At 74.3% G+C, this 25,524-nt stretch carries 18 protein-coding genes; 16 read left to right on the top strand and 2 right to left on the bottom strand.

The features are described 5' to 3' along the window. Positions 1–73: 73 nt before the first annotated feature. From BM385_RS24270 to BM385_RS28320, 10 genes are all read left to right on the top strand, one after another. Complete coding sequence (locus BM385_RS24270; protein ID WP_093844369.1) at positions 74–763, top strand: SDR family oxidoreductase; 690 nt, start codon at positions 74–76, stop codon at positions 761–763. Between the two features lie 76 nt (positions 764–839). Beyond that, on the top strand, positions 840–1,859 hold the full coding sequence (locus BM385_RS24265) for a methionine synthase (RefSeq protein ID WP_302848663.1): 1,020 nt from the start codon (positions 840–842) through the stop codon (positions 1,857–1,859). A 16-nt stretch (positions 1,860–1,875) separates the two neighbouring features. Then, positions 1,876–4,119: an NAD-dependent DNA ligase LigA gene (gene ligA / locus BM385_RS24260; RefSeq protein WP_093844367.1), complete on the top strand. Its 2,244-nt coding sequence runs from the start codon at positions 1,876–1,878 to the stop codon at positions 4,117–4,119. Positions 4,120–4,312: 193 nt separating this feature from the next. Then, complete coding sequence (locus BM385_RS24255; protein WP_302848662.1) at positions 4,313–6,469, top strand: putative bifunctional diguanylate cyclase/phosphodiesterase; 2,157 nt, start codon at positions 4,313–4,315, stop codon at positions 6,467–6,469. Positions 6,470–6,610: 141 nt separating this feature from the next. Continuing rightward, positions 6,611–6,910 (top strand): Asp-tRNA(Asn)/Glu-tRNA(Gln) amidotransferase subunit GatC, encoded by a 300-nt coding sequence (gatC, locus tag BM385_RS24250; protein WP_019434265.1) that lies wholly within the window; start codon positions 6,611–6,613, stop codon positions 6,908–6,910. Next, complete coding sequence (gatA, locus tag BM385_RS24245; RefSeq protein WP_019434264.1) at positions 6,907–8,400, top strand: Asp-tRNA(Asn)/Glu-tRNA(Gln) amidotransferase subunit GatA; 1,494 nt, start codon at positions 6,907–6,909, stop codon at positions 8,398–8,400. Before gatC ends, gatA begins: the two co-directional genes overlap by 4 nt. Then, positions 8,397–8,666 carry a hypothetical protein gene (locus tag BM385_RS24240; RefSeq protein ID WP_019434263.1) on the top strand — a complete coding sequence of 90 codons (270 nt, stop codon included), beginning with the start codon at positions 8,397–8,399 and terminating at the stop codon, positions 8,664–8,666. The genes gatA and BM385_RS24240 overlap by 4 nt, the downstream gene beginning before the upstream one ends. Then, entirely contained in the window at positions 8,653–10,164 is a 1,512-nt protein-coding gene (gene gatB, locus BM385_RS24235; RefSeq protein WP_093844366.1) for an Asp-tRNA(Asn)/Glu-tRNA(Gln) amidotransferase subunit GatB, read from the top strand. The genes BM385_RS24240 and gatB overlap by 14 nt, the downstream gene beginning before the upstream one ends. A 241-nt stretch (positions 10,165–10,405) precedes the next feature. Beyond that, positions 10,406–10,606, top strand: a complete 201-nt coding sequence (locus BM385_RS24230) for a hypothetical protein (RefSeq protein ID WP_093844365.1) — start codon at positions 10,406–10,408, stop codon at positions 10,604–10,606. A gap of 62 nt (positions 10,607–10,668) precedes the next feature. Then, complete coding sequence (locus BM385_RS28320; protein WP_302848661.1) at positions 10,669–13,728, top strand: helix-turn-helix transcriptional regulator; 3,060 nt, start codon at positions 10,669–10,671, stop codon at positions 13,726–13,728. Here BM385_RS28320 and BM385_RS24220 read toward each other — a convergent pair. Beyond that, on the bottom strand, positions 13,694–13,885 hold the full coding sequence (locus BM385_RS24220; protein WP_019434259.1) for a DUF6191 domain-containing protein: 192 nt from the start codon (positions 13,883–13,885) through the stop codon (positions 13,694–13,696). The two genes, BM385_RS28320 and BM385_RS24220, sit on opposite strands and share 35 nt — an antisense overlap. A gap of 237 nt (positions 13,886–14,122) precedes the next feature. On the opposite strand from BM385_RS24220, the gene BM385_RS24215 reads away from it, so the two are divergent. Together BM385_RS24215 and BM385_RS24210 are read left to right on the top strand one after the other, a co-directional pair. Further along, entirely contained in the window at positions 14,123–14,332 is a 210-nt protein-coding gene (locus BM385_RS24215) for a hypothetical protein (protein ID WP_093844364.1), read from the top strand. A 77-nt stretch (positions 14,333–14,409) separates the two neighbouring features. Next, positions 14,410–17,415 (top strand): helix-turn-helix transcriptional regulator, encoded by a 3,006-nt coding sequence (locus BM385_RS24210; RefSeq protein ID WP_093844363.1) that lies wholly within the window; start codon positions 14,410–14,412, stop codon positions 17,413–17,415. A 64-nt stretch (positions 17,416–17,479) separates the two neighbouring features. On the opposite strand, the gene BM385_RS24205 is transcribed toward BM385_RS24210, so the two are convergent. Further along, positions 17,480–18,499, bottom strand: coding sequence for an aldo/keto reductase (locus BM385_RS24205; RefSeq protein ID WP_019434256.1), 1,020 nt, complete (start codon positions 18,497–18,499; stop codon positions 17,480–17,482). Positions 18,500–18,612: 113 nt separating this feature from the next. On the opposite strand from BM385_RS24205, the gene BM385_RS24200 reads away from it, so the two are divergent. From BM385_RS24200 to ilvN, 4 genes are all read left to right on the top strand, one after another. Beyond that, positions 18,613–19,584, top strand: coding sequence for a 2-hydroxyacid dehydrogenase (locus tag BM385_RS24200; protein WP_093844362.1), 972 nt, complete (start codon positions 18,613–18,615; stop codon positions 19,582–19,584). Between the two features lie 200 nt (positions 19,585–19,784). Beyond that, entirely contained in the window at positions 19,785–22,850 is a 3,066-nt protein-coding gene (locus tag BM385_RS24195) for a putative bifunctional diguanylate cyclase/phosphodiesterase (RefSeq protein ID WP_093844361.1), read from the top strand. A 228-nt stretch (positions 22,851–23,078) separates the two neighbouring features. Then, a complete protein-coding gene (locus BM385_RS24190; protein WP_019434253.1) occupies positions 23,079–24,956 on the top strand; it encodes an acetolactate synthase large subunit in 1,878 nt (625 codons plus the stop codon). 41 nt (positions 24,957–24,997) lie between these two features. Next, positions 24,998–25,522, top strand: coding sequence for an acetolactate synthase small subunit (gene ilvN, locus BM385_RS24185; RefSeq protein ID WP_019434252.1), 525 nt, complete (start codon positions 24,998–25,000; stop codon positions 25,520–25,522). Positions 25,523–25,524 lie beyond the last annotated feature (2 nt).

Here is a 25,524-nt window from a genome sequence, read left to right as displayed (position 1 = left end):
CCCGTCCACGTCCGCCGTCATTGCGCCGCCTCCCACTGCCGAACCGGTCCTGCCCGTAGGAGACCATGCTCGTATGGCAACGCATGTGATCACAGGCGCGGGTTCCGGGATCGGCACCGCCGTCGCCGAACGCCTCGCCGAACGCGGGGACGAACTGTGGCTGTGGGCCCGCGACGCCGGCCGCGCCGGCGAACTGCGCGACCGCTTCCCCGGCGCCCGCACCCTCGTCGGCGACCTCGCCGAACCCGCCCGGCTCTCCTGGGCCCTCGGCCACCAGACCCTCCCCGACCGCGTCGACTCCCTCCTGCACATCGCCGGCGTCGTCGACCTCGGCACCGTCGGCGACCTCACCCCCAAGGTCTGGCAGGCCACCCTCGCCGCCAACCTCGTCGCCCCCGCCGAACTCACCCGCCTCCTGCTGCCCCAGGTACGCGCCGCCCGGGGCCACGTGCTGTTCGTCAACTCCGGCGCCGGGCTGCGCGCCCACGCCCAGTGGGGTGCCTACGCCGCCAGCAAGCACGGCCTCAAGGCCCTCGCCGACGCGCTGCGCGCCGAGGAGGCGGGCCACGGCGTCCGCGTCACCACCGTCTACCCCGGACGCACCGCCACCCCCATGCAGGCCAAGGTGCACCAGCAGGAGGGCAAGGAGTACGACCCGGACCGCTGGATGACGCCCGGATCCGTCGCCACCACCATCCTCACCGCCCTCGACCTGCCGCACGGCGCCGAGATCACCGACCTCTCCGTCCGCCCCACCGGCTGACCGCCGCGACCCCGCACCCCCGCCGGACTCGTAGGCTGCCGGGGTGAACGACACGGCGAACCACGACACGGCGACCATCCCGCGACGCCCCGGGGGCCCGGCCACGGCCACCGGGATCGGCTCCATGCCCGGCGAGGACATCAGGGAGTCGGTGCGCACCGTCACCGGCTCCCTGGAAGCCCTGCCCCACCTCCCCGAACTCCCCGCACGCGGCCCCGGCGCCGACATGACCGGGCGCACCGCCGGGATGCTGGCCGAGCTGTACGTCCATCTGGAACCCAGCGGCTGGCGGATCAGCGACCGCCCCGGCCGCGACACCCGCCGCGCCCGCGCCTGGCTGCGCGAAGACCTCGACGCCCTGGAGGAGTTCACCCAGGGCTACTCCGGCGCCCTGAAGATCTCCGCCGTCGGACCGTGGACCCTGGCCGCCACCGTCGAACGCCGCACCGGCGAGGCCATGCTCGGCGACCCGGGCGCCTGCCGCGATCTGACCGCCTCCCTCGCCGAAGGACTGCGCGGCCACCTCGCCGAGGTACGCCGCCGGGTCCCCGGCGCCCACCCCGTGCTCCAGCTGGACGAACCCGCCCTGACCGCCGTCCTGCACGGCGCCGTGCCCACCGCCAGCGGTTACCGCACCCACCGCGCCGTGGACCGCGCGGTCGCCGAGGGCGCGCTGCGCGACCTCGTCGAGGTCGGCCACGCGGCCGGCGCCGCCGTCGTCGTCCACTCCTGCGCCCCCGGCGTCCCCGTCCCGCTGTTGCGCCGGGCCGGGGCCGACGGCGTCTCCCTGGACTTCTCGCTGCTCACCGAGCGTGAGGACGACGCGATCGGCGAGGCGGCGGAGGACGGTATGTCCCTGCTCTTCGGAGTCGTACCCGGCACCGGCGAGCGACCGGAGGAATTGTCGGACCCGGCCGGTACGGTCAGTGGGGTCAGGACGCTGTGGCGCAGGCTGGGGCTGTCACCTGGGCTGCTCAGCGAGTCCGTGGTGATCACCCCGGTGTGCGGACTCGCGGGCGCCTCCCCGGCGTACGCCCGGGCGGCGCTGGCGCATTGCGTCCGGGCGGCGAGATCCCTCGCGGACAACCCTGAGTGAGGACGGAGACAAGACGGTGTCGGTCGAACAGCAGTCAGCAGTGCCCGCCGAGGCGCGGGAGCGACACGCCCGGCTCGCTGAGCAGGTCGAGGAGCACCGCTTCCGCTACTACGTGAAGACCCCGGTGATCAGCGACGCCGCGTTCGACGCGCTGCTGCGCGAACTCCAGGAGCTGGAGGAGGCCCACCCCGAGCTGCGCACCCCCGACTCGCCCACCCAGAAGGTGGCCGGCGCGTACGAGACGGAGTTCACCTCCGTCGAGCACGCCGAGCGCATGCTCTCGCTGGACAACGCCTTCGACGACGGCGAGCTGGACACCTGGGCGGACCGGATCGCCGACGAGCTGGACGGCATCCCGTACCACTTCCTGTGCGAGCTGAAGGTGGACGGCCTCGCCGTCAACCTCACCTACGAGCACGGCCGGCTCACCCGCGCCGCCACCCGCGGGGACGGCCGCACCGGCGAGGACATCACCCCCAACGTCCGCACCATCGAGGAGATCCCCACCCGGCTGCGCGGTGAACGGGTGCCGGCGCTGGTGGAGATCCGCGGCGAGGTGTTCTTCCCGATGGAGCGCTTCGAGGAGCTGAACGCCCGTCTGGTGGCCGCCGGGGAGAAACCGTTCGCCAACCCGCGCAACGCCGCGGCCGGTTCGCTGCGCCAGAAGGACCCGAAGGTCACCGCCTCCCGGCCGCTGCGGATGGTGGTGCACGGCATCGGCGCCCGCGAGGGCTTCGACATCGACCGGCTCTCGCACGCCTACGAACTGCTGGAGGAGTGGGGCCTGCCCACCGCCCGGGCCGCCAAGGTGGTCACCTCCCTGGACGGGGTGCGGGCGTTCATCGCCTACTACGGGGAGCACCGGCACGCCGTCGAGCACGAGATCGACGGCGTCGTGGTGAAGCTGGACGAGATCCCGCTCCAGGGGCGGCTCGGCTCCACCTCGCGCGCCCCGCGCTGGGCGATCGCCTGGAAGTACCCGCCGGAGGAGGTCAACACCAAGCTGGTGGACATCCGGGTCGGCGTCGGGCGCACCGGCCGCGTCACCCCGTACGCCGTGGTGGAGCCGGTCACCGTGGCCGGCTCCGAGGTGGAGTTCGCCACCCTGCACAACCAGCAGGTGGTCAAGGCCAAGGGCGTCCTCATCGGCGACACCGTCGCGCTGCGCAAGGCCGGGGACGTGATCCCGGAGATCCTGGGCCCGGTGGCCGATCTGCGCGACGGCAGCGAGCGGGAGTTCGTGATGCCCGCCGAGTGCCCCGAGTGCGGCACGGCGCTGAGCCCGGCCAAGGAAGGGGACATCGACCTGCGCTGCCCCAACGCCCGCTCGTGTCCGGCCCAGCTGCGGGAGCGGCTGTACTACCTGGCCGGCCGCAAGTGCCTGGACATCGACCACTTCGGGTACGTGGCCGCCACCGCCCTCACCCAGCCGCTCCAGCCGGCCGACCCGCCGCTGCGCGACGAGGGCGGCCTGTTCGACCTGCGGGTCGAGGAACTGCTGCCCATCACCTCCTATGTGCTCGACCAGGACACCGGGCTGCCCAAGCGCGACCCGGAGACCGGCGAGCCGAAGGTGGTCAGCTTCTTCGCCAACCAGCAGGGCGAGCCGAAGAAGAACACCCTCGCCATGCTGGAGGCCATCGAGGGCGCCAAGCGGCAGCCGCTGGCCAGGATCATCACCGGTCTCTCCATCCGGCACGTGGGCCCGGTGGCGGCGCAGGCACTGGCACGCGAATTCCGCTCGCTGGACCGGATCATGGCGGCCGGTGAGGAGGAGCTGGCCGCCACCGAAGGCGTCGGCCCGACGATCGCCGCCTCGCTCAAGGACTGGTTCGCCGTCGACTGGCACCGCGAGATCGTCGAGCGGTGGCGGGCCGCCGGGGTGCGGATGGAGGACGAGGGCGCCGGCGAGGAGAGCGGCCCGCGCCCGCTGGAGGGCGTCACCGTGGTCGTCACCGGCACCCTCGGCTCGCACACCCGCGACGGCGCCAAGGAGGCGCTCCAGAGCCGGGGCGCGAAGGTGACCGGGTCCGTCTCCAAGAAGACCGGATTCGTGGTGGTGGGGGAGAGCCCGGGCTCCAAGTACGACAAGGCCGTTGCCCTCAAGGTCCCCGTGCTGGACGAGGAGGGCTTCGCCGTCCTGCTCGAACAGGGCGCCGACGCCGCCCGTGAAGTCGCCCTGGTGGTGGGCGAGGAGGCGGCACCGGAGGCCGAAGGGGCGGGTGAAACCGTGCAGAAGCCGGCGGACGGGGCGAAATAGCCCTGCCGTGACGGACGATGACCCGGAGGTGACACGGGGCAGCGGAATCCGCCGGGGAACGCGGCGATCGCCCGGTCGGTGTGAAGAAAACGCCCGACTTTCCGCCACCGGACGCACGCACGGCCACCCCTCGGCCTAGTGTGGAGGGTGTGCCTGCCCCGGCGCGGGCAAGGAAGCCGTGAGAGGGACCCGCATGCAGTCAGCCCCCACGGGAAGACCGACCCAGCGGCGCGGCTGCGCGTGGCTGGCCCGGTACACCCGGTCCGCCGTGCTCACCGTCGCCGCGATCGCCCTGCTCATCGGCGTCTGGCGGGTGGTCGCCGAGGGACACGGCCTGTTCCCCGGCGCCCGCGCCGGATTAGGGTTCGCGCTGCTCACCGGAGCCGTCGTCACCCACCTCGTCGCCGTACGCGGCGACCGCTGGTGGGGCAACTCCGGCTCCGGCGCCGCCCTGGCCCTGGCCATGCTGCTCCAGTACGGCTGGGTCCCCGCGCTGCTCATCAGCCTCGCCGTCGTCACCCTGGTCGGCGCGGCCCGTCGCGACCGCAGACGGCAGGCCCTGGTGCACGGGGCCATCGACATCCTGGGCGTGGGCGCCGCCGGGCTGACCCTCGCCGTCTTCGGCGTGCGCCCCAGCGTGGCCCACCCCTGGCACCCGGACGACTGGACCGGCGCCATGCTCGTCCAGCTGCTGCTGGGCGCGATCGCCTACCTGGTGGTCTCCCGCACCCTGCACTGGGTGTGCGACACCCCCTCGGCCGCCCTGCCGTCCGCCGGGCCCGCGCTCACCGCCGTCGCCCTGGTCCGGCAGGGCATGATCGCGCTCGCCCTGCTCTGCTTCGCCCCGCTGATCGTCGTGGTCGCCGCCGAGGTCCCGCTGCTCATCCCGATGTTTGCGGTCCCGCTGATCGCGCTCGACCGCACCCTGTGGCTGGCCAACGCCCGCGCCGAGGAGCAACTGCTCGACCCGCTCACCGGCCTGCCCAACCGGCAGTGGCTGCTGGAGCGCACCCGCGCCGCCCTGGAGGAGTGCGCCCAAGCCCGGCCCGGCGGCGGCACCCGCTGCGCCCTGGTGCTGATCGACCTCGACAGCTTCCGCGACGTCAACGACACCCTCGGCCATCTCACCGGCGACCGGCTGCTGCTGCAGATCGCCGACCGGATACGCGCCGGCCTCCCGCCGGACGCGGTGGCCGCCCGGCTCGGCGGCGACGAGTTCGCCGTCCTGCTGCCCGGCGTCGAATCCGCCGGCGCCGCCCGGCAGACCGCCCGCTCCCTCATCGGCTCGCTCAGCGCCCCGCTCGAACTCGACGGCCTCACCCTGGTCATGGAGGCCAGCGCCGGCGTCGCCGTCGCCCCCGACCAGGCCGAGGAGGCCGAGGACCTGCTGCGCCGCGCCGATGTCGCCATGTACGGCGCCAAGCGCGACCGCAGCGGCGTGGAGGTGTACGAGGCCAGCCGCGACGCGCACACCCCCGACCGGCTCGGCCTGCTCGGCGATCTGCGGCACGCCCTGGAACGCGGCGAGGTGGAGCTGCACTACCAGCCCAAGGTCCGCTTCGACGGCGCCGTCGCCGGCCTCGAAGCGCTCATCCGCTGGGCGCACCCCGAGCGCGGCCGGGTGCCCCCGGACGAGTTCATCGCCATCGCCGAGACCTCCGGCCTGATGCCGCAGCTCACCGAGTACGTGCTGGAGCAGGCCCTGCACCAGGTGGCCCGCTGGCGCGCGGCCGGGCTGACCGTCCCGGTGGCGGTCAACGTCTCGCCCCGGGACGTGTACGCCGACGGCTTCACCGAATCCGTGGCCGCCCGGCTCGCCCGGCACCGGGTGCCCGCCGGATCGCTCCAGCTGGAGATCACCGAGCACGTGATGCTGGAGGACCCGCAGCACGCCGCCGGCACCCTGGCCGAGCTGACCGGCCACGGGGTGAAGATCTCCCTGGACGACTTCGGCACCGGCTACTCCTCCCTCTCCTACCTGCGGACCCTGCCGGTCAGCGAACTGAAGATCGACCGCTCGTTCGTCGCCGGTCTGGCCATCGATCCGCAGAACGCCGAGATCGTCCGCTGCACCATCGAACTCGCCCACTCCCTGGGCCTGGTCGTGGTGGCCGAGGGCGTCGAGGACGACGAGACCTGGGAGCGGCTGCGCGACATGGGCTGCGACGCCGTACAGGGCTGGCTGGTCTCCGCCGCCCTGCCACCCGCCGAGGCCACCGCCTGGCTGCGGGGCCGCGACGCCGACCCGCCCCCCGCCGAGGCCGCCCGGGCCGCCGGCACCGCCGGGGCGGGCCGGGCCCGGGCCGCGCAGGCCGGTGAACTCCCCTCCGAGCACCAGCCGGTGCGCTGAGCACCGGGCCGCCGCCCGCCCCGCCCCGGCGCCCGGCGGCGGCCCCGGCCGGCCCCCGCCGCAACGCGCGCGCGGGCGCCCTCGCCGGACCCATAGGATTGGAGCCGAAACCAGCCCCTTCCCAACCATGAGGATCGCCGCATGCCAGGCATCACGCGCGAGGAGGTCGCCCACCTCGCCCGGCTGGCACGTCTGGAGCTGACGGACGAAGAGCTCGACCACTTCGCCGGGCAGCTCGACGACATCATCGGCGCGGTCGCCCGCGTCTCCGATGTCGCCGACCAGGATGTGCCCCCGACCTCCCACCCGCTGCCGCTGACCAACGTCATGCGCCCGGACGAGGTACGGCCCTCGCTCACCCCGCAGCAGGCCCTGTCCGGCGCGCCCGCCGCCGCCCAGCAGCGCTTCAAGGTCCCCCAGATCCTCGGGGAGGAAGCATGACCGACGTGATCCACCGCACCGCCGCCGAGATCGCCGCCCAGGTGGCCGACGGCACCGTCACCGCCACCGAGGTCACCGAGGCGCACCTGGCCCGCATCGAGGCCGTCGACGAGAAGGTGCACGCCTTCCTCCACGTGGACCGCGAGGGCGCGCTCGAACAGGCCCGCGCCGTCGACGCCCGCCGCGCCGCGGGCGAGAAGCTCGGCCCGCTGGCCGGCGTCCCGCTCGCGCTGAAGGACATCTTCACTACCGAGGGCGTGCCCACCACCTGCGGTTCGAAGATCCTCGAAGGCTGGATCCCGCCGTACGACGCCACCGTCACCCGCCGCCTCAAGGAGGCCGGCGTCGTGATCCTCGGCAAGACCAACATGGACGAGTTCGCCATGGGGTCCTCCACCGAGACCAGCGCCTACGGCCCCACCGGCAACCCGTGGGACCTCACCCGCATCCCCGGCGGCTCCGGCGGCGGCTCGGCCGCCGCGATCGCCTCCTACCAGGCGCCGCTGGCGATCGGCACCGACACCGGCGGCTCGATCCGGCAGCCCGCCGCCGTCACCGGCACCGTCGGCGTCAAGCCCACCTACGGCGGGGTCTCCCGCTACGGCATGATCGCCTTCTCCTCCTCCCTCGACCAGGGCGGCCCGTGCGCCCGCACGGTGCTGGACGCCGCGCTGCTGCACGAGGCGATCGCCGGTCACGACCCGCTGGACTCCACCTCCATCGACGCCCCGGTGCCCGCGGTCGTCGAGGCGGCGCGCAACGGCTCGGTGGCCGGGCTGCGCGTCGGCGTGGTGAAGGAGTTCCGCGGCGAGGGCTACCAGGCCGGGGTGATGGCGCGCTTCGACGAGTCCGTCGAGCTGCTGCGCGAGCTGGGCGCCGAGGTCGTCGAGGTGTCCTGCCCGTCCTTCGACAAGGCCCTGGCCGCCTACTACCTCATCGCCCCCTCCGAGTGCTCCTCCAACCTGGCCCGCTTCGACGCCATGCGCTACGGGCTGCGGGTCGGCGACACCGGCGGGCGCTCCGCCGAGGAGGTCACCACCCTCACCCGCGGCGCCGGCTTCGGCGACGAGGTCAAGCGGCGCATCATGCTCGGTACGTACGCCCTGTCCTCGGGCTACTACGACGCGTACTACGGCAGCGCCCAGAAGGTGCGCACCCTCATCAGCCGCGACTTCGAGCGGGCGTTCGGCGACGTCGACGTGCTGATCTCGCCGACCACCCCGACCACCGCGTTCGCGATCGGCGAGCGGGTGGACGACCCGATGGCCATGTACCTGGCCGACCTGTGCACCATCCCCACCAACCTGGCCGGCAACGCCGCCATGTCGCTGCCCTGCGGCCTGGCGGACGAGGACGGGCTGCCGGTGGGCCTGCAGATCATCGCCCCCGCGATGGCCGATGAGCGGCTGTACCGCGTGGGAGCGGCGGTCGAGGCCGCCTTCCGGGCACGCTGGGGACACCCGTTGCTGGAGGAGGCACCCGCGCTATGACCAAGAAGCCCAAGTCCAAGGCCGGAACGTACCTGTCGATCGGCGCCACGCTCTTCGGCGCGTTCGGCGTGGTGAAGCAGCTGCGCACCGCCCGCGCGGAGCGCGACCCGCTGGAGATGGCCGACGCCATCATCTCGGCCGCCGGCCTGGTCACCGGTATCGCCCTGCTGAGCCGGGAGCTGCGCCGTATCAACCGGGAGGCGGATGTCGACCTCCCCGAGCTGACCGACAGCGTGCGAGAGGTACGACCCCGTGACCGTGACTGACGACCTGGTGTCGTACGAGGACGCCCTGGCCTCCTACGACCCCGTCATGGGCCTGGAGGTCCATGTCGAACTCGGCACCGCGACCAAGATGTTCTGCGGCTGCGCCACCACCCTCGGCGCCGAGCCGAACTCCCAGACCTGCCCCACCTGTCTGGGGCTGCCCGGGGCGCTGCCCGTGGTCAACGCCGTGGGCGTGGAGTCCGCCATCCGGATCGGTCTCGCGCTGAACTGCGAGATCGCGCCGTGGTGCCGGTTCGCCCGGAAGAACTACTTCTATCCGGACATGCCGAAGAACTTCCAGACCTCGCAGTACGACGAGCCGATCGCGTTCAACGGCTACCTCGACGTGCAGCTGGAGGACGGCACCGTCTTCCGGGTGGAGATCGAGCGCGCCCACATGGAGGAGGACACCGGCAAGTCCACCCACATCGGTGGCGCGGCCGGCCGCATCCACGGCGCCTCGCACTCGCTGCTCGACTACAACCGGGCCGGCATCCCGCTGATCGAGATCGTCACCAAGCCGATCACCGGCGCGGGGGAGCGGGCGCCCGAGGTGGCCAAGGCGTACGTCGCCGAGCTGCGCGAGCTGATCAAGGCGCTCGGCGTCTCCGAGGCCCGGATGGAGATGGGCCAGATGCGCTGCGACGTGAACGTGTCGCTGCGCCCGCACGGGCGGGAGGCGTTCGGTACCCGCAGCGAGACCAAGAACGTGAACTCGCTGCGCAGCGTCGAGCGCGCGGTGCGGTTCGAGATCCAGCGGCACGCGGCGGTCCTGGACGGCGGCGGCACGATCGTCCAGGAGACCCGGCACTTCCACGAGGACAACGGCTCCACCACCTCCGGCCGGGTGAAGGAGGAGGCGGAGGACTACCGCTACTTCCCCGAGCCGGACCTGGTGCCGGTGGCCCCGCCCAGGGAGTGGGTCGAGCAGCTGCGCGCCGAGCTTCCCGAGCTGCCCCGGGCGCGGCGCAACCGGCTGCGCGAGGAGTGGGGCATCTCGGAGCACGAGATGCAGTCGGCGCTCAACGCCGGCGCCATCGAGCTGATCACGGCCACCATCGCGGCGGGCGCGGATCAGGCGGCGGCGCGCAAGTGGTGGATGGGTGAGCTGGCCCGGCGGGCGAACGAGGCGGGCACCGAGCTGGCGGCGCTGCCGGTGACGCCCGGGCAGGTCGCCCGGATCGCGGCGCTGGTGGCCGAGGGTTCGCTGAACGACAAGCTGGCCCGGCAGGTCATCGAGGGCGTACTGGCGGGCGAGGGCGGTCCGGACGAGGTCGTCGAGGCCCGCGGGCTGAAGATCGTCAAGGACGAGGGCGCGCTGGGCGCCGCCGTCGACGAGGCGATCGCCGCCAACCCGGGCGTGGCGGACAAGATCCGCGGCGGCAAGGTCGCGGCGGCGGGCGCGCTGGTCGGCGCGGTCATGAAGGCCACCCGCGGCCAGGCGGACGCGGCGCGCGCCCGGGAGCTGATCCTGGAGCGCCTCGGCGTCCAGGGCTGAGCGCCCGCGCGCTGATCCCGCACCCGGTGGGGCGGCACGGTCCGGGAGGACGGTGCCGCCCCACCGGTGTGTACGGCGTGGTTCGCCCCGCGGTTGTGGGGGCCTAAGGCCCCCCGGCCTCCGGAATAAGGCCCCCCGGGGGCCCGCTCCGGGGCGTTCTCCCGATGTGCCCGCCGGGGCCGCCCGCGCACAGTGGAGGCATCGGATCGACGACCCCCACCGGGAGACGGACACCTTGATCATGGAGTACACACTGCACAAGCACCGGGCCGCCGAGCTGGAGCGGGCCGCCGCCGAACACCGCCGCTCCCGGCGGGCGGCAGCGGCGGAGAAGAAGGCGGAGAAGAAGAAGGAGGAGCCGGCGGAGCGCCCGGCGTCCGCCTCTGCCTCCGCCTCCGCCGGAGAGCGCACCGCCCGGTCGGGCTGGTCGACGGCGGCGTGAACGGGCCGGGGCTCCCCATTTCCGCTGTCCCGGCCCCGGCCGGCCGTGCCATGCTCGGGCAGGTGGACAGTCAGCGGATCAGCCCCGTGTTCATCGGCCGGGAGGCCGAACGCAGCGTCCTGGCGGCCGGCTTGGAGCGGGCGGTTGCCGGTGAGCCGCAGATCGTCGTCGTCGGCGGCGAGGCAGGCGTGGGCAAGACGCGGCTGGTGGAGGAGTTCCTCGCCGCCGCCCGGGAGGACGGTGCGGTCACGGCGGTCGGCGGCTGCGTCGAACAGGGCGCGGACGGATTGCCCTTCGCACCCTTCACCACGCTGCTGCGCGCCCTGCACCGTCGGCTGGGCGGCGAACTGATCGAGGCGGCCGGCGGGCGGGAGACCGAGCTGGCCCGGCTGCTGCCCGGCCTGGGCGACACGGGGCCGGCCACCGGGCCGGAGCCGGACCGGACGCGGCTGTTCGAGGCGACCGCCCGGCTGCTGGAGCGGCTGGCCCGCGCCGATCGCCCGCTGGTCGTCGCGGTGGAGGATCTGCACTGGTCGGACCGCTCCACCCGGGAACTGCTCGGCTACCTCTTCCGCTCGCTCCAGCACTCCCACCTGCTGCTGGTAACCACCTACCGCGCCGACGACCTGCACCGCCGCCATCCGCTGCGGCCGTTCCTGGCCGGCCTGGACCGGCTGCGCACCGTTCGGCGCCTGGATCTGGCCCGGTTCACCGAGCGGGAGGTGATCGCCCAGATGACCGCGATCACCGGCGCCGTACCGGAACCCGCGCTGGCCCGGTCGGTGTACGAGCGCTCCGAGGGCAATCCGTTCTTCGTCGAGGAACTGACCGCCGACGGCGCCACGGTGCGCGGGATGAGCCCGTCACTGCGCGATTTGCTGCTGGTGCGCCTGGAGAGCCTGCCGGACGAGGCGCAGGAGGTACTGCGGACGGTGGCCGCCGGCGGTCCGTTCGTGGAGCACGCCCTGCTGGCCGAGACCGCCGACTGCGCCGAGGGCGAGCTGCTGGCCGCGCTGCGTACCGCAGTCGGCGCCCATCTGCTGGTGCCCACCCCCGACGGCGACGGCTACACCTTCCGGCACGCGCTGACCCGCGAGGCGGTGCTGGACGATCTGCTGCCCGGCGAGCGCGCCCAGCTCAGCCTCCGCTACGCGCGCGGCCTGGAGCGGGCGCCGCACGCCGTCCCCGAGGACCAGCGCGCCGCCCGGCTCGCGGGGTACTGGTACCACGCCGGGGTGCGGGAGCAGGCGTTGCCCGCCGTCCTGGAGGCCGCCGTCCACGCCCGCCGCCGCTACGCCTTCGCCGAGCAGCTGGGCCTGCTGGAACGCGCCCTGGAACTGTGGGACGCGGTGTCGCCCGCCGTCCGCGCGGGACTGCGCCCGGTGGACTACATCTGGGTCTATCCGGGGACGGGCCGCGGCGGCGCCCTGGACCACGTCGATCTGCTGGCCGAGGCGACGATGGCGGCGCTGCTGGCCGAGAGCTACGACCGGGCGCTGGCCATCAGCCGGCGGGCGCTGCGCCGGCTGGACGAGCGCCGCGAGCCGCTGCGCACCGCCTGGTTCTGGCTCCAGCGCTCACGGATGGACAACGGGCCCTCCCGCAGCGACGGCCGTGCCGAACTGCACCGGGCCATGGAGCTGGTGCGCGGGCTGCCGCCGTCCGTGGTGCACGCCCAGGTGCTGGCCCTGAACGCCGCCCGGCAGACCTCGGGGGAGCCGGTGGGGCCGCAGATGTTCGAGGCGGCCGAGCGGGCGCTGTCGATGGCCCGGCTGGTGGAGGTCGAGTCCATCGAGCTGTACGCCCGCTTCACCCTGGCCTGTCTGCACGCCGAGGCCGGGTCGACCGAGGACGGCGTCGCGGAGATGGGCCGGGTGCTCCAGCGGGTGGTGGACCGGGGCGAGGTGTCCCTGCTCGGCCGCTGCCTGGTCAATTCGGCTGTCACCCTCGGCGAGATCGGCCGGCCGGACGCCTCGCTGGAGGCCACCGAGCGGGGCTTCGCGCTGGCGGACCGCTTCGGTCTCGAGGACACCAAGGCGTGGCTGGCCGCCAACCGCGCCGCCGTGCTGCTGCTGCGCGGCGACTGGGCCGGCTGCGCGGCGTCGGTGCGGCTGGCCCGGGAGCGCGCCCGCTCGGACACGCCGCAGGCCGCCGCCACCGTGCTCGCCGCCCAGCTGGCGCTGCTGCGCGGCGAGGTGCCGGCCGCCCGCGCCGCCCTGGCGGCCGTCCGCGACGGGTTCCGCACCCCGGAGCTGCGCTCGGACTTCCTCATCGCACTGAGCCGGGTGGAACTGGAGCTGGCCGTGCACGACGGCGACATCCGGCTGGCCCGCGAGCTGTTCCGGGTGGCGACGGCGAACGGCCTGCCGCCGTTCACCGCCAGCTCCCTGTGGGGGCTCTTCGACGCGGCGGCCCGCGCCGAGTCCGGTACCCGCGGGCTGCCCGCGGCGGACGCGGGCCGCGCGCAGGCGGTGGCCGCGATCCGGGAGGCCATGGCGCCCGCGCCCCGCCGGGCCCCGCTGTGGGCCGGCCTCGGCCGGCTGGTGGACGTGGAGCTGCTGCGCGCGGAGGGCCGGGACTCCGCGGCCCGGTGGGCCGAGGCGGTGGCCGGTCTGGAGCCGCTGGGGCTCCCGTACCACCTGGCGCAGGCCCGGGTGAGCTGGGCGGAGGCGCTGCTGGCGGAGGACGGGGCGGCGGCGGACGTACGCGAGCGGGCCGTCCGGCTGCTGGTCCTGGCACGTACGGCGGCGGAGGGGCTCGGCGCGGCGCCGCTCACCGCGCGGATCGATCAGCTGGCCGCACGGGCCCGGCTGACGGGGGAGCGGCGGCCGGTCGCGGCCCCCGCGGCGCTGCCGCCGGCGGAGCCCGCCGAGCCCGCCGGGCCCGACGATGCCGAGCCCGCCGATCCGTTCGGGCTCACGCCGCGCGAGCGGGAGGTGCTGGCGCTGGTGGCGGAGGGCCGCAGCAACCGGCAGATCGCCGAGCGGCTGTTCATCTCGCCGAAGACGGCCAGCGTCCATGTCTCGAACATCCTGGCCAAGCTGTCGGTGACGGGCCGCGGCGAGGCCGCGGCCCTGGCGCACCGGCTCAGGCTGGTGCCGACGGGGGCCCCGGGACGCTGACGGTGACCCGTCCGGAGTCCAGATCGATGGGGCCGGTGCCGCCGGGGGCGTTGTTGCCCTCGTCGACCCGGTCGAACTCCAGCCGCCAGTTCTCCTCCTCGGTGTGGTACCCGCTGGGCCGGAACAGCGCTTCCATCAGGCTGAACGGATTGGGCATCCTCGCCTCCCGGGTCGAGAACCGATCCTCATCTCATCGGAAAGGACGAATGGGGTGGCTCCCCGGGTTCCGCGACGGAACCACGGAGGGGCCTTAGCCGCCCCCGACCCCCGCCACCGCGACTAAGGCCCCCGCCGCCGGCCGGAATGCGGACGCTGCCCGATGCCCCGGGCCCACCTGCCCGAGCAGGGTGGGAGCCATCCAGAAACCCCGGACATCCCACGGCGGAGGCCACTCATGTACACGAACATCGATCTCGTCCGGGAACGCATGGACACCCTGCGGCGCGAAGCACACCGGGAACGCCTGATCCGCGCGGCCAGGCAAGGAACCCGGGCGCGGGCCGCGGCGCGGCGGGCGGCGGAGACGGAAGAGGAGGAACAACGCCCGGAACGGAACGTACGGGCCCCCTCCCGGCCCCGCCGCTGGTTCCGGGCCCGCGCATGACACCCGCCGCCCCCGCGGGACCGCCCGCCGCCAAAACCCCCGGCATCCTGTCGGACGGATGTGCGATCCTGCCGAATATGCAGATCAGAACGGTCAGCCCGGTCTTCGTCGGCCGCACCGAGGAGAGCGCCGCGCTCGACCGGGCGCTCGCCGCCGCCGCCGACGGCGCCCCCCGGGCGGTGCTCATCGGCGGCGAGGCCGGCGTCGGCAAGACCCGGCTGCTGGAGGAGACGCTGGAGCGCGCCCGGGACGCCGGCGCGCTCACCGCCGTCGGCGCCTGCGTCGAGGCGGGCGCCGACGGGCTGCCGTTCGCCCCCGTCTCCACCCTGCTGCGCAGCCTCTCCCGCAGCCTCGGCGACGAGCTGGCCGAGGCCGCGGGCGGCTTCGGCGGCGAACTCGCCCTGCTCCTCCCCGAACTCGGCGACCCCGCCGCCCCGCCCGCCCCGGCCGGCGACGGCGAGGCCCGCGGCCGGCTCTTCGAACTCACCGCCCGGCTGCTGGACACCCTCGCCAGGCGCCGCACCCTCGTGCTCGCCATCGAGGACCTGCACTGGTCCGACCGGTCCACCCGCGAACTCCTCGGCTACCTCCTGCGCTCCCTGCCCCCCGGCCGGGTGCTGCTCCTCATGACCTACCGCTCGGACGACATCCACCGCCGCCACCCGCTGCGCCCGTTCCTCGCCGAACTGGACCGGCTGCGCACCGTGGAGCGGATCGAACTCGAACGCTTCAGCCGGGAAGAGGTCGGCCGCCAGCTGACCGGCATCCACGGCAGCCGGCCCCCCGAACGCGTCATCGAGCAAATCCACCAGCGCTCCGACGGCAACGCCTTCTTCGTCGAGGAACTCGCCGGCTGCCTCACCGGCGGCAGCGCCCCCGGCATGCTCAGCGACTCGGTCCGCGACCTGCTCCTGGTCCGCGTCGAAGCGCTCCCCGAAACCGTCCAGCGCGTGATCCGGATCGCCGCCCGGGGCGGCTCCCGCGTCGAGCACGCCCTGCTGCGCGCCGTCGTCCCCTCCGGCGAGGACGAGCTGATCGACGCCCTGCGCACCGCCGTCGGCGCCAACCTGCTGCGCGCCGACGAGGACGACACCTACCGCTTCCGGCACGCGCTGGTCCGCGAAGCCGTCGTCGACGACCTGCTGCCCGGCGAGCGCTCCCGGCTCTCCCGCCGCTACGCCGAGGCCCTGGAGGCCGACCCCACCCTGGTCGGCGCCGACGAACGCCCCGCCCGGCTCGCCGGATTCTGGTACCAGGCGCAGGACCCCGCCAAGGCACTGCCCGCCGCGCTCAGCGCCGCCGACGAGGCGCGCAGCCGGCACGCGTACGCCGAGCAGCTGCGGATGCTGGAGCGGGTCCTGGAACTGTGGGACAGCGTCCCGCCGGCCGTCCGGGTGGCGCAACGGCCGCCCCGGGACGTGGAGTCGTACCCCCTGTGCGACTGCGTGGACGAGACGCTCAGCCATCTGGACGTGCTGGCCGAGGTCGCGGTGGCCGCCCGGCTGACGGGCGACTCCGAACGCGCGCTGTCGGTCGTCAAGCGCGCCCTGCGCATCGTCGAGGAACTGGACCACCCGCTGCGCGCGGCCTGGTTCTGGACCCAGAAGGCCAAGATGATGCGGTACGTGGCCCGGGGCACCGGCTGGGACGAACTGGACCGGGCGCAGCGGCTGCTCGCCGGCCACGAACCGTCACCCACGCACGCGCACGTCCTCACCGAGGCGGCGACCTGGGCGGTGCTCTTCGACGCCGGCCCCAGGGGGCTGCGGACCGCGGAACAGGCCGAGGAACTGGCCCGGGCGATGGGCAACGAGGAGGCCGAACTGCACGCCCTGGTCAGCCGGGGCGGCCTGATGGCCGAGACCGGGGACGCCGACGAAGGGCTCGCCCTGATGCGCGCCGCCGCCCAGCGGGTCCAGGAGGGCCACCACGTCAACGTCTTCACCCGCAGCCATGTGAACCTCCAGTCCATCCTGGAGACCGTGGGCCGCTCCCGGGAGTCCCTGGAGGTCGGGGACGAGGCGCTGAAGCTGGCGGACCGCTGGCGGCTGCGGCAGACCGCGGTCTGGCTGCACCGCAACCGGGGCGACTCGCTGTACTCCCTGGGGCGCTGGGAGGAGGCCCGGGCGGCGGGCCGCGCCGCCGCCGGGGACGCCGCCTCCCCGGTGAACCGGGCCCTGGCGGCGGAGTTCCTCGCCCAGCTGGCGCTGGCACGCGGCGACCACGCGGAGGCCGAGGCCGAGATCGCCGTGATGACCGAGCAGTACAACGCGTACGACCAGTCCGTCCAGCACGCCCACCCGGCCGCCCGCTGCAAGCTCCTGCTGGCAGCGGCCCGGGGCCGGATCCTGGACGCCCGGCAGATCTTCGCCGACGCGGCCGCCGCCGGACGCTCCCCCGGGGCGGGCGCGTACACCTGGCCGCTGGTGCACGCGGCGGCGGTCGCCGAGGGCGACGCGGCGACGGTACCGGCGGCCGGCCCGGGACGGGCCGAGGCGACCGCGCTGATCCGCCGGTACGCGGCGGGGCTGCGCCGCGACTACCCGGTCTGGCGGGCGCACGCGGCGCTGACCGAGGCCGAACTGCGGCGCGCCGAGGGCACCGCGCGGCCGGCGGACTGGGCGGCGGCCACGGCCGCCCTGGAGGAACTGGACCGCCCGTACCTGCTGGCCCAGGCCCGCGCCCACGCCGCCGAGGCGCACCTGACCGAGGGCGACCGCAAGGGCGCGGGGGCGCTGCTGCTCCGGGCGTACGAGGCCGCCCGCGCGCTGGGCGCGGCCCCGCTGGAGCGGGAGGCGGGACTGCTGGCGCAGCGCGCCCGGCTGCCGCTGACCGCCGCCGCGGCCCGGACGCCCGCCCGGGACGACCGCGGGCTGACCGCCCGGGAACGTGACGTACTGGCGCTGGTGGCCGCCGGGCGCAGCAACCGGCAGATCGCCGAGGAGCTGTTCATCTCACCGAAGACGGCCAGCGTCCATGTCTCGCACATCCTGGCCAAGCTGGGGGTCTCCGGCCGCGGCGAGGCGGCGGCCCTGGCCCACCGGCTGGGCCTGCTGGCGCAGACCAGCCCGGCCGAGGGCTGAGGTCACCCGGCGGGCACCCGGCCCGTACGGCGGCCCGCCCGCCCGGGGGCGCGCCCCGGTCCGCTCACTCCCAGGAGCCCTGCGCGGGCGGCAGCGCCGCGATCTCCGCGAGGTCCTGCGGCGTCAGCCGCAGCTCGCTCGCCGCCGCGTTCTCCCGGGCCCAGTGTTCCTGCTTGGTGCCCGGTATCGGCACCACGTGGCGGCCCTGGGCCAGCAGCCACGCCAGCGCCACCTGCGCCGCCGTCGCCCCGTCGTGACGGGCCGCCACCCGGCGCAGCCCGGCCACCAGCGGCTGGTTGGCCGCCATCATCTCGGCGGTGAAGCGCGGGTGCCTGGCCCGCAGATCCTCCGGTTCGAAACCGCCGCCCGGCGTCAGCGTGCCGCTGAGGAAACCGTTGCCCAGCGGCATCGCCGCCAGCAGCCCGATGCCCCGCGCCTCGCACCACGGCAGCAGCCCGCGCAGCGCCTCCGGCGACCACACCGACAGCTCCGCCTGCACCGCGTTCACCGGGAAGACCTGCTGGATGCGGGCCAGCACCCGCAGCGTCCGTGCGTACCGGTCCGCCACCGCGCCGCCCGGCCCGCCGCCGCCCCGGCCGCGCCGGCCGCGCGGTTCCAGCGCGCACAGCCCGAGCGCCCGTACCTTCCCCGCCGCCACCAGCTCCGACATCGCCCCCCAGGTCTCCTCGACCGGCACCTCGGGATCGATGCGGTGCAGCTGGTACAGGTCGATGACATCGGTGCGCAGCCGCCGCAGCGAGGCGTCGCAGGCCCGTTTGATGTACGCCGGGCGGCCGTTGGCCACGATGTGCCGGTCGCCGGCCAGCAGCCCGCACTTGGCGGCCAGGAACACCTCGTCCCTGCGCTCCCTCAACACCCGGCCCAGCAGCAGCTCGTTGGTGTAGGGGCCGTACATGTCGGCCGTGTCCAGCACCGTGCAGCCCGCGTCCAGCGCCGCCCGCACCGTGCGCAGCGACCCCTGCCTGTCCCGCTGCGAGGCCGAATACGCCCAGCTCATCGGCATGCAGCCCAGGCCGATGGCCGCAACCCGGACCGCCCCCGTGCCGATCGTCCTGTACCGCACCGAACCGTTCCTTCCCCAATGTCCCCCGCCACCCGCGCCATCCAACGTAACGGGCGGCCCCGACAGCGTCGCCGCAAGGGGCGTCCAAGGACGGCGCGCGTAGCCTGGCGGCCATGACCACAGGAGATGTCTGGCTGCCCCTGCCGCCCAGCGAACTGGCCCCGCTGCCCGCCTCGCTCCGCTACGTGCACTGGAACGGCGCGGAGGATTTCCCGGCGGACCCCGCCGATTGTGTGTTCTACACGGTGCCGTACCTGAAGGGCCCCCATGTCGCGGTGCGCCCGCTGCCGCACATGCCCCGGCTGCGGGTGGTGCAGACCCTGACCGCCGGGGTGGACCACATGCTGCCCGCCGTCCCGGAGCTGCCCGCCGGGACTTTGCTGTGCAACGCCGGGCCGCTGCACAACACCTCCACCGCCGAACTCGCCCTCACCCTCGCCCTCGCGGCGCTGCGCGGCGTCCCCGAGGCGGTCCGCGACCAGGGCGAGGGGCGCTGGCGGACCCGGATACTGACCTCGCTGGCCGACCGCCGGGTCCTGATCGTCGGCTACGGCGGGATCGGCGCCGCGATCGAGGACCGGCTGCTGCCGTTCGAGCCGGCCGAGGTGGTACGGGTCGCGGGCCGGGCCCGTACCACCGGGCGCGGGCCGGTGCATCCCGCCACCGCGCTGCCGGAGCTGCTGCCCGGCGCCGAGGTGGTGTTCCTGGCCACGCCGCTGACGGACGCCACCCGGGGCCTGGTAGACGCGGAGTTCCTGGCCGCGCTGCCGGACGGCGCCCTGCTGGTGAACGTCTCGCGCGGCGCGGTGGTGGACACCGGCGCGCTGCTTGCGGAGCTGGAGTCGGGCCGGCTGCGGGCCGCCCTCGATGTCACCGACCCCGAGCCGCTGCCCGCCGGGCACCCGCTCTGGCAGGCGCCTGGGGTGCTGATCACGCCGCACGTCGGCGGGCCGTCGACGGCCTTCCGGCCGCGCGCCGAGCGCCTGGTGCGGCAGCAGTTGGAACGGTTCGCGGCGGGGGAACCGCTGCGGTACGTGGTGGCCGAGGCGGGGGAGGACACATCAGCCACTTCCCTCACACAGTGAGATGGGGAAGCTACACACAGTGCAGAGGGTCCCCCTCATTATCACTCTCGGTTGAATGGCTATGGCGCTGAGTGACGGAGCTGGTGTATCGTCCGTGCCGGGGAGAGTTCAGCGGAGCAGGGGGGCGACAGGCGGATGCACGGTCCATGGACGAAAAGCCGACTTCAGCACGGCCGCGGCACGGTGTGGCGGGCGGTCCGATGAGCACCGGGGACGGCGCCGCGCCGGCGGCACCCCCGCCGCCGCGCCCGGCCCTGCTCAGCGGGCCGGTGCCCCAGCTGGCCCTGGCCACGGTGTGCGGAGCGTACGTACTGGGCGCCGCGTTCGGCTGGGGCTCGCCCCAGCTCGCCGCCGTCATGGGCGACTTCGGGCTGACCGCCGCCGCCTGGCTCGCCACCGCCTCCTGCCTGTGGTTCGCCCGCACCCGCACCGGCACCCTGCGGCCCGCCTGGGTGCTGCTGGGGGCCTCGTCCGCGATGACGGGCCTCGGCAGCGCCATCTGGGGCTGGTACGAGGTGGTCCTCCAGGAGCCGGTGCCGCGCACCTCGGTGGCCGACCTGTGCTACCTGCTGTTCGCGCCGCTGGCCATCGTGGGGCTGCTGATGCTCGCCAAGCGCCCGCTGACCCGCACCGGCTGGTTCTGCTTCGGCCTGGACGCCTGGCTGGTCGCCGGCTCGCTGCTCACCCTCACCTGGAGCGTGGCGCTGGTCCACACCGCCGAGGGCCAGGGCGAGTCGGTGGCCAGGATGGCCCTCGCGCTGGGCTATCCGCTACTGGACATCGCGCTGGTGTCCATGCTGCTGGTGCTGCACTTCCGACGCGGCCCCGAGCACCGCTCCGCCGTCAACATGGCGGTGGGCGGGCTCGCCGTGACGGTGCTGTGCGACGCCCTGTTCAGCTCACCGATGCTCCGCGAGCACTACAGCTCGGGCCAGTTGCTGGACGCCGGCTGGTTCGCGGGATCGCTGCTGCTGGCCCTGGCCCCCTGGGTGTCGGGCCGCCCGGGCGAGGACGACCGGCCGGGCGGCCGGGCCACCGCCGACGCGGCGGCCCCCGCCGGCCCGGCCACCGGTCTCCCGCTCACCTCCCTGCCGGCCCTCACCCCGCTCACCCCGCTCACCGCGCTCGACCCGTCCGGTGACCCCGACCCCGGGGCCGACCCCGCCGCCGGCGAGAGCCCGGCCGGGGCACGGGGCGAGGAAGCCCCCGACCGGCTGGGCTCCTTCGCCTCCCTGATGCCCTACCTCGCCGCCGCCGTCTGCTTCCTGAGCATCCTGCTCACCTACAACACCGGCGGCGGACAGCCCGACCCGGTGGTGGTCGTCACCGCCACCACCGTCGTGGTGGCCCTGCTCGCCCGGCAGGGCATCACCCTCATGGAGAACCTCAAGCTCACCCGCGAACTCTCCCGCCAGGAGAACCACTTCCGCTCCCTCGTCCAGGGCTCCAGCGATGTGATCATGATCTCCGCCCAGGACGGCAGGCTGCGGTACGTCAGCCCGGCCGCCGCCGGGGTCTACGGGCGCGACCCGGACCGGCTGATCGGCAAGCCGTTCCACAGCCTCATCCACCCCGACGACGCCGACCGGGTGCTCTACGAGCTGTGCCGCTTCCTGGCCGCCGCCCCGGACGCCGAGCCCGCCACCCGCATCGAATGCCGCATCCGGCACGGCGGACCCGAGGAACGGTGGATGCACATCGAATCCACCGTCAACCGCCACCCCACCGGCCTCATCTTCAACAGCCGGGACGTCACCGACCGGGTCCGCCTCCAGGAACAGCTGCGGCACAGCGCCTCGCACGACCCGCTCACCGACCTGCCCAACCGGGCGCTGTTCACCGAACGGGTGGAGACCGCCCTCGCCCAGGGGCCGGTGGCCGGCGGCGAGATCGCCGTCCTCTTCATCGACCTCGACGGCTTCAAGGCCGTCAACGACTCGATCGGCCACCAGGCCGGAGACGAACTGCTCATCCGGGCGGCCCGCCGGCTGCGCGACGCCGTGCGGCAGGGCGACCTCACCGCCCGGCTCGGCGGCGACGAGTTCGCCGCACTCATCACCGGCGACCCGGGCGCCGGGCCCGCCGGCCGCGAGCAGCGCCTGCGGGAGATCGCCGAGCGGGTGCGCGCCGCCCTCTCCCGCCCCTACCAGCTGCGCGAGGGAGAGGTCCGGGTGGCCGCCAGCATCGGTGTCGCCTTCGCCGAGCCCGGCAGCACCCCCGCCACGCTGATGCGCGACGCCGACCTCGCCATGTACCGGGCCAAGCAGGCCGGCAAGGCCCGCGTCGAGTTCTACACCCCGCACCTGCGCACCGAGGCCGTCCGCCGCACCCAGCTCGCCGCCCGGCTGCGCGCCGCGCTGCACACCGGCGAACTGACCCTGCTCCACCAGCCCGTCGTCGGCCTCGACGACGGCCGGATCACCGCACTGAGCGCCCAGGCCCGCTGGCGCTCCGCCCACAGCCCGCTGCCCACCCCGCTGGAGCATCTGCGCGGGCGCCGCGAGTACGGCCCGCCGCTCACCCGGCCCGCCGACCCGCACGGAGCCGAGCGCGGCACCGACGTCTCACGCTGGCTGCTGGAACAGGCCGTCGCCGAGGCCGCCCGGCGCCGCGCCGCCGGGCACACCCTCCCGGTCGCCGTCCGGCTCCCGGCCGGGCGGCTCACCGACCGCCCGTTCGGCGCGGGCGGCGTCGAGGCCCTGCTGACCCAGCACGAACTGCCTCCCGAATCCCTCCTCCTCGAACTGCCCGAGGCCGCCCCCGTCCTCGCCTCGCCCGAACTGCGCCGCCGGCTGTCCGACCTCGGCCGGCTCGGCGTCGGCGTCGCCCTCGACGGCTTCGGCGGCACGGCCACCCCGCCCGCCGCGCTCCTGCGGCTCCCCGTCGACCTCGTCCGCCTCGACCGGGAGCTGACCGACGGGCTCCTGGAATCACCGGCCCTGCGCACCGTCACCGGCGCCCTGCTGCGGCTCACCGGCGACCTCGGCGTCCCCACCGTGGCCGATGGCATCGACCACCCCGACCTGGCCGCCACCCTGCGCGCCCTGGGCTGCACCCACGCCCAGGGGCCGCTGTTCAGCGAGCCCCTGGAGCCGGCCCGGCTGCACCGGCTGCTGGAGGGCGGCCGGCTGCCCGTTCCCGGCGCGGCCGGCGCCCCGGCCGCCGGCCCCGCCGCCGAGCTGGCCACCGTCCCGGCCCCCCGGCTGCACGGCCGCGGCGACCCCACCGCCGCCGGCCCCACACCGTCCCCGGTGGCGCCCACATAGTGAGACGTGCATTCCGCCCGCTTGACACGGAGCGGTGCCAAGGAGGAGGGTCAGGTCCATGCAGACCCGAATTCTCGTACTTGGTCGGCGCGTCGGCTGACCCCGGGACCTCCACCCGCGGCCACCAGCGACGCGCTCCCCTCGCATGCCATCCGGCACGAGGGGTTTTTTGTTGCACCGACACCGATCCGCACCAGCGCACCACCCATCTCGAGAAGAGACACGTCGATGACCGAACAGGCCACCGGGGCTCCCAAGCCGCAGCCACGGGCCCCCCGCGGCGGTACTCCCCAGCAGCCCGCCGCCCCCGCCGCCGAGCACGTCACGGGCGCCCAGGCGCTCATCCGCTCCCTCGAAGCGGTCGGCGCGGACACCGTATTCGGCATCCCCGGCGGCGCGATCCTCCCCGCCTACGACCCCATGATCGACTCCACGGCCGTGCGCCACATCCTGGTGCGCCACGAGCAGGGCGCGGGCCACGCCGCCACCGGCTACGCGCAGGCCACCGGCAAGGTCGGCGTCTGCATGGCCACCTCGGGCCCCGGTGCCACCAACCTGGTCACCCCCATCGCCGACGCCTACATGGACTCCGTGCCGCTGGTCGCCATCACCGGCCAGGTCGCCAGCTCCGTCATCGGCACCGACGCCTTCCAGGAAGCCGACATCTGCGGCATCACCACGCCCGTCACCAAGCACAACTTCCTGGTCACCGACCCCGCCGACATCCCGCGCACCATCGCCGAGGCGTTCCACATCGCCGCCACCGGCCGCCCCGGCCCCGTCCTCGTCGACATCTCCAAGGACGCCCTCCAGGCCCGCACCACCTTCAGCTGGCCGCCCGCCATCGACCTGCCCGGCTACCGCCCCGCCTCCCGGCCGCACGCCAAGCAGATCCGCGAGGCCGCCCGGCTGATCGCCGACGCCAAGCGCCCCGTGCTGTACGTCGGCGGCGGCGTCCTCAAAGCCGGCGCCGCACCCGAACTCCTGGCCCTCGCCGAGCTGACCGGCGCCCCCGTCACCACCACCCTGATGGCCCTGGGCGTCTTCCCCGACAGCCACCCGCAGCACCTGGGCATGCCCGGCATGCACGGCTCCGTCGCCGCCGTCACCGCCCTCCAGAAGTCCGACCTGCTCATCACCCTCGGCGCCCGCTTCGACGACCGCGTCACCGGCCGCAGCGACACCTTCGCGCCGCACGCCAAGGTCATCCACGCCGACATCGACCCCGCCGAGATCGGCAAGATCCGCACCGCGGACGTGCCCATCGTCGGCGACGCCAAGGACGTCCTGACCGACCTCGCCGCCGCCCTGCGCGCCGAGGCGGAGGCCGGCCACCTCGGCGAGGCCGCCGCCGCCCGCTACCGCGAGTGGTGGCAGCAGCTCGACCGCTGGCGCGAGACCTACCCGCTGGGCTACGACCTCCCCCAGGACGGCTCGCTCTCCCCGCAGCAGGTCATCGAACGCATCGGCACCCTCGCCCCCGAGAACACCATCTACACCGCGGGCGTCGGCCAGCACCAGATGTGGGCCGCCCACTTCCTGACCTTCGACCGCCCCGGCACCTGGCTCAACTCCGGCGGCGCGGGCACCATGGGCTACGCCGTCCCCGCGGCACTCGGCGCCAAGGCCGGCCGCCCCGACGCCACCGTGTGGGCCATCGACGGCGACGGCTGCTTCCAGATGACCAATCAGGAACTGACCACCGCCGCCCTCAACGGCGCCCCCATCAAGGTCGCCATCATCAACAACGGCGCCCTGGGCATGGTCCGCCAGTGGCAGACCCTCTTCTACAATCAGCGGTATTCCAACACCGTGCTGCGCGACGGCCCGGACGCCGACCCCACGGCCACCAGCCAGGGCACCCGGATCCCCGACTTCGTCAAACTCGCCGAAGCCATGGGCTGCGTCGGACTGCGCTGCGAGAACCCCGAGCAGCTGGACGCGGTCATCGAGAAGGCCAACTCCATCAACGACCGCCCCGTCGTCGTCGACTTCATCGTCCACGAGGACGCCATGGTCTGGCCGATGGTCCCCGCCGGAACCTCCAACGACGAGGTCATGGCCGCCCGCGGCGTGCGCCCCGACTTCGGCGACGCGAACGACTGACGGCGACCCCCGGCCCACAGGCGAAGGAACGAACCCCACCCATGTCCAAGCACACGCTCTCCGTCCTGGTCGAGAACAAGCCGGGTGTGCTCTCCCGCATCACCGCCCTGTTCTCCCGCCGCGGATTCAACATCGACTCCCTCGCCGTCGGCACCACCGAACACCCCGAGGTGTCCCGGATCACCATCGTGGTCAACGTCGAGGCCCTCCCGCTGGAACAGGTCACCAAGCAGCTCAACAAGCTCGTCAACGTCCTGAAGATCGTCGAACTCGACTCCGCGTCGGCGGTCACCAGGGAACTCGTTCTGGTGAAAGTCCGGGCCGACAACGACACCAGGTCCCAGATCGTGGAGATCGTCCAGCTCTTCCGCGCCAAGACCGTCGATGTCGCCCCGGAGGCCGTCACCATCGAGGCCACCGGCAGCAGTGACAAACTCGAAGCCATGCTGCGCATGCTGGAGCCCTTCGGCATCAAGGAACTGGTGCAGTCCGGCACCATCGCCATCGGACGCGGAGCCCGGTCCATCACCGACCGCTCGCTGCGCGCCCTGGAGCGATCCGCCTAGCG

The organism is Streptomyces harbinensis (assembly GCF_900116145.1).
GTDB classification, from domain to species: domain Bacteria; phylum Actinomycetota; class Actinomycetes; order Streptomycetales; family Streptomycetaceae; genus Streptomyces; species Streptomyces carpaticus.
The sequence above is the reverse complement of the archived record's forward strand: the minus strand, read 5'-3'. Positions and strand labels throughout refer to the sequence as shown.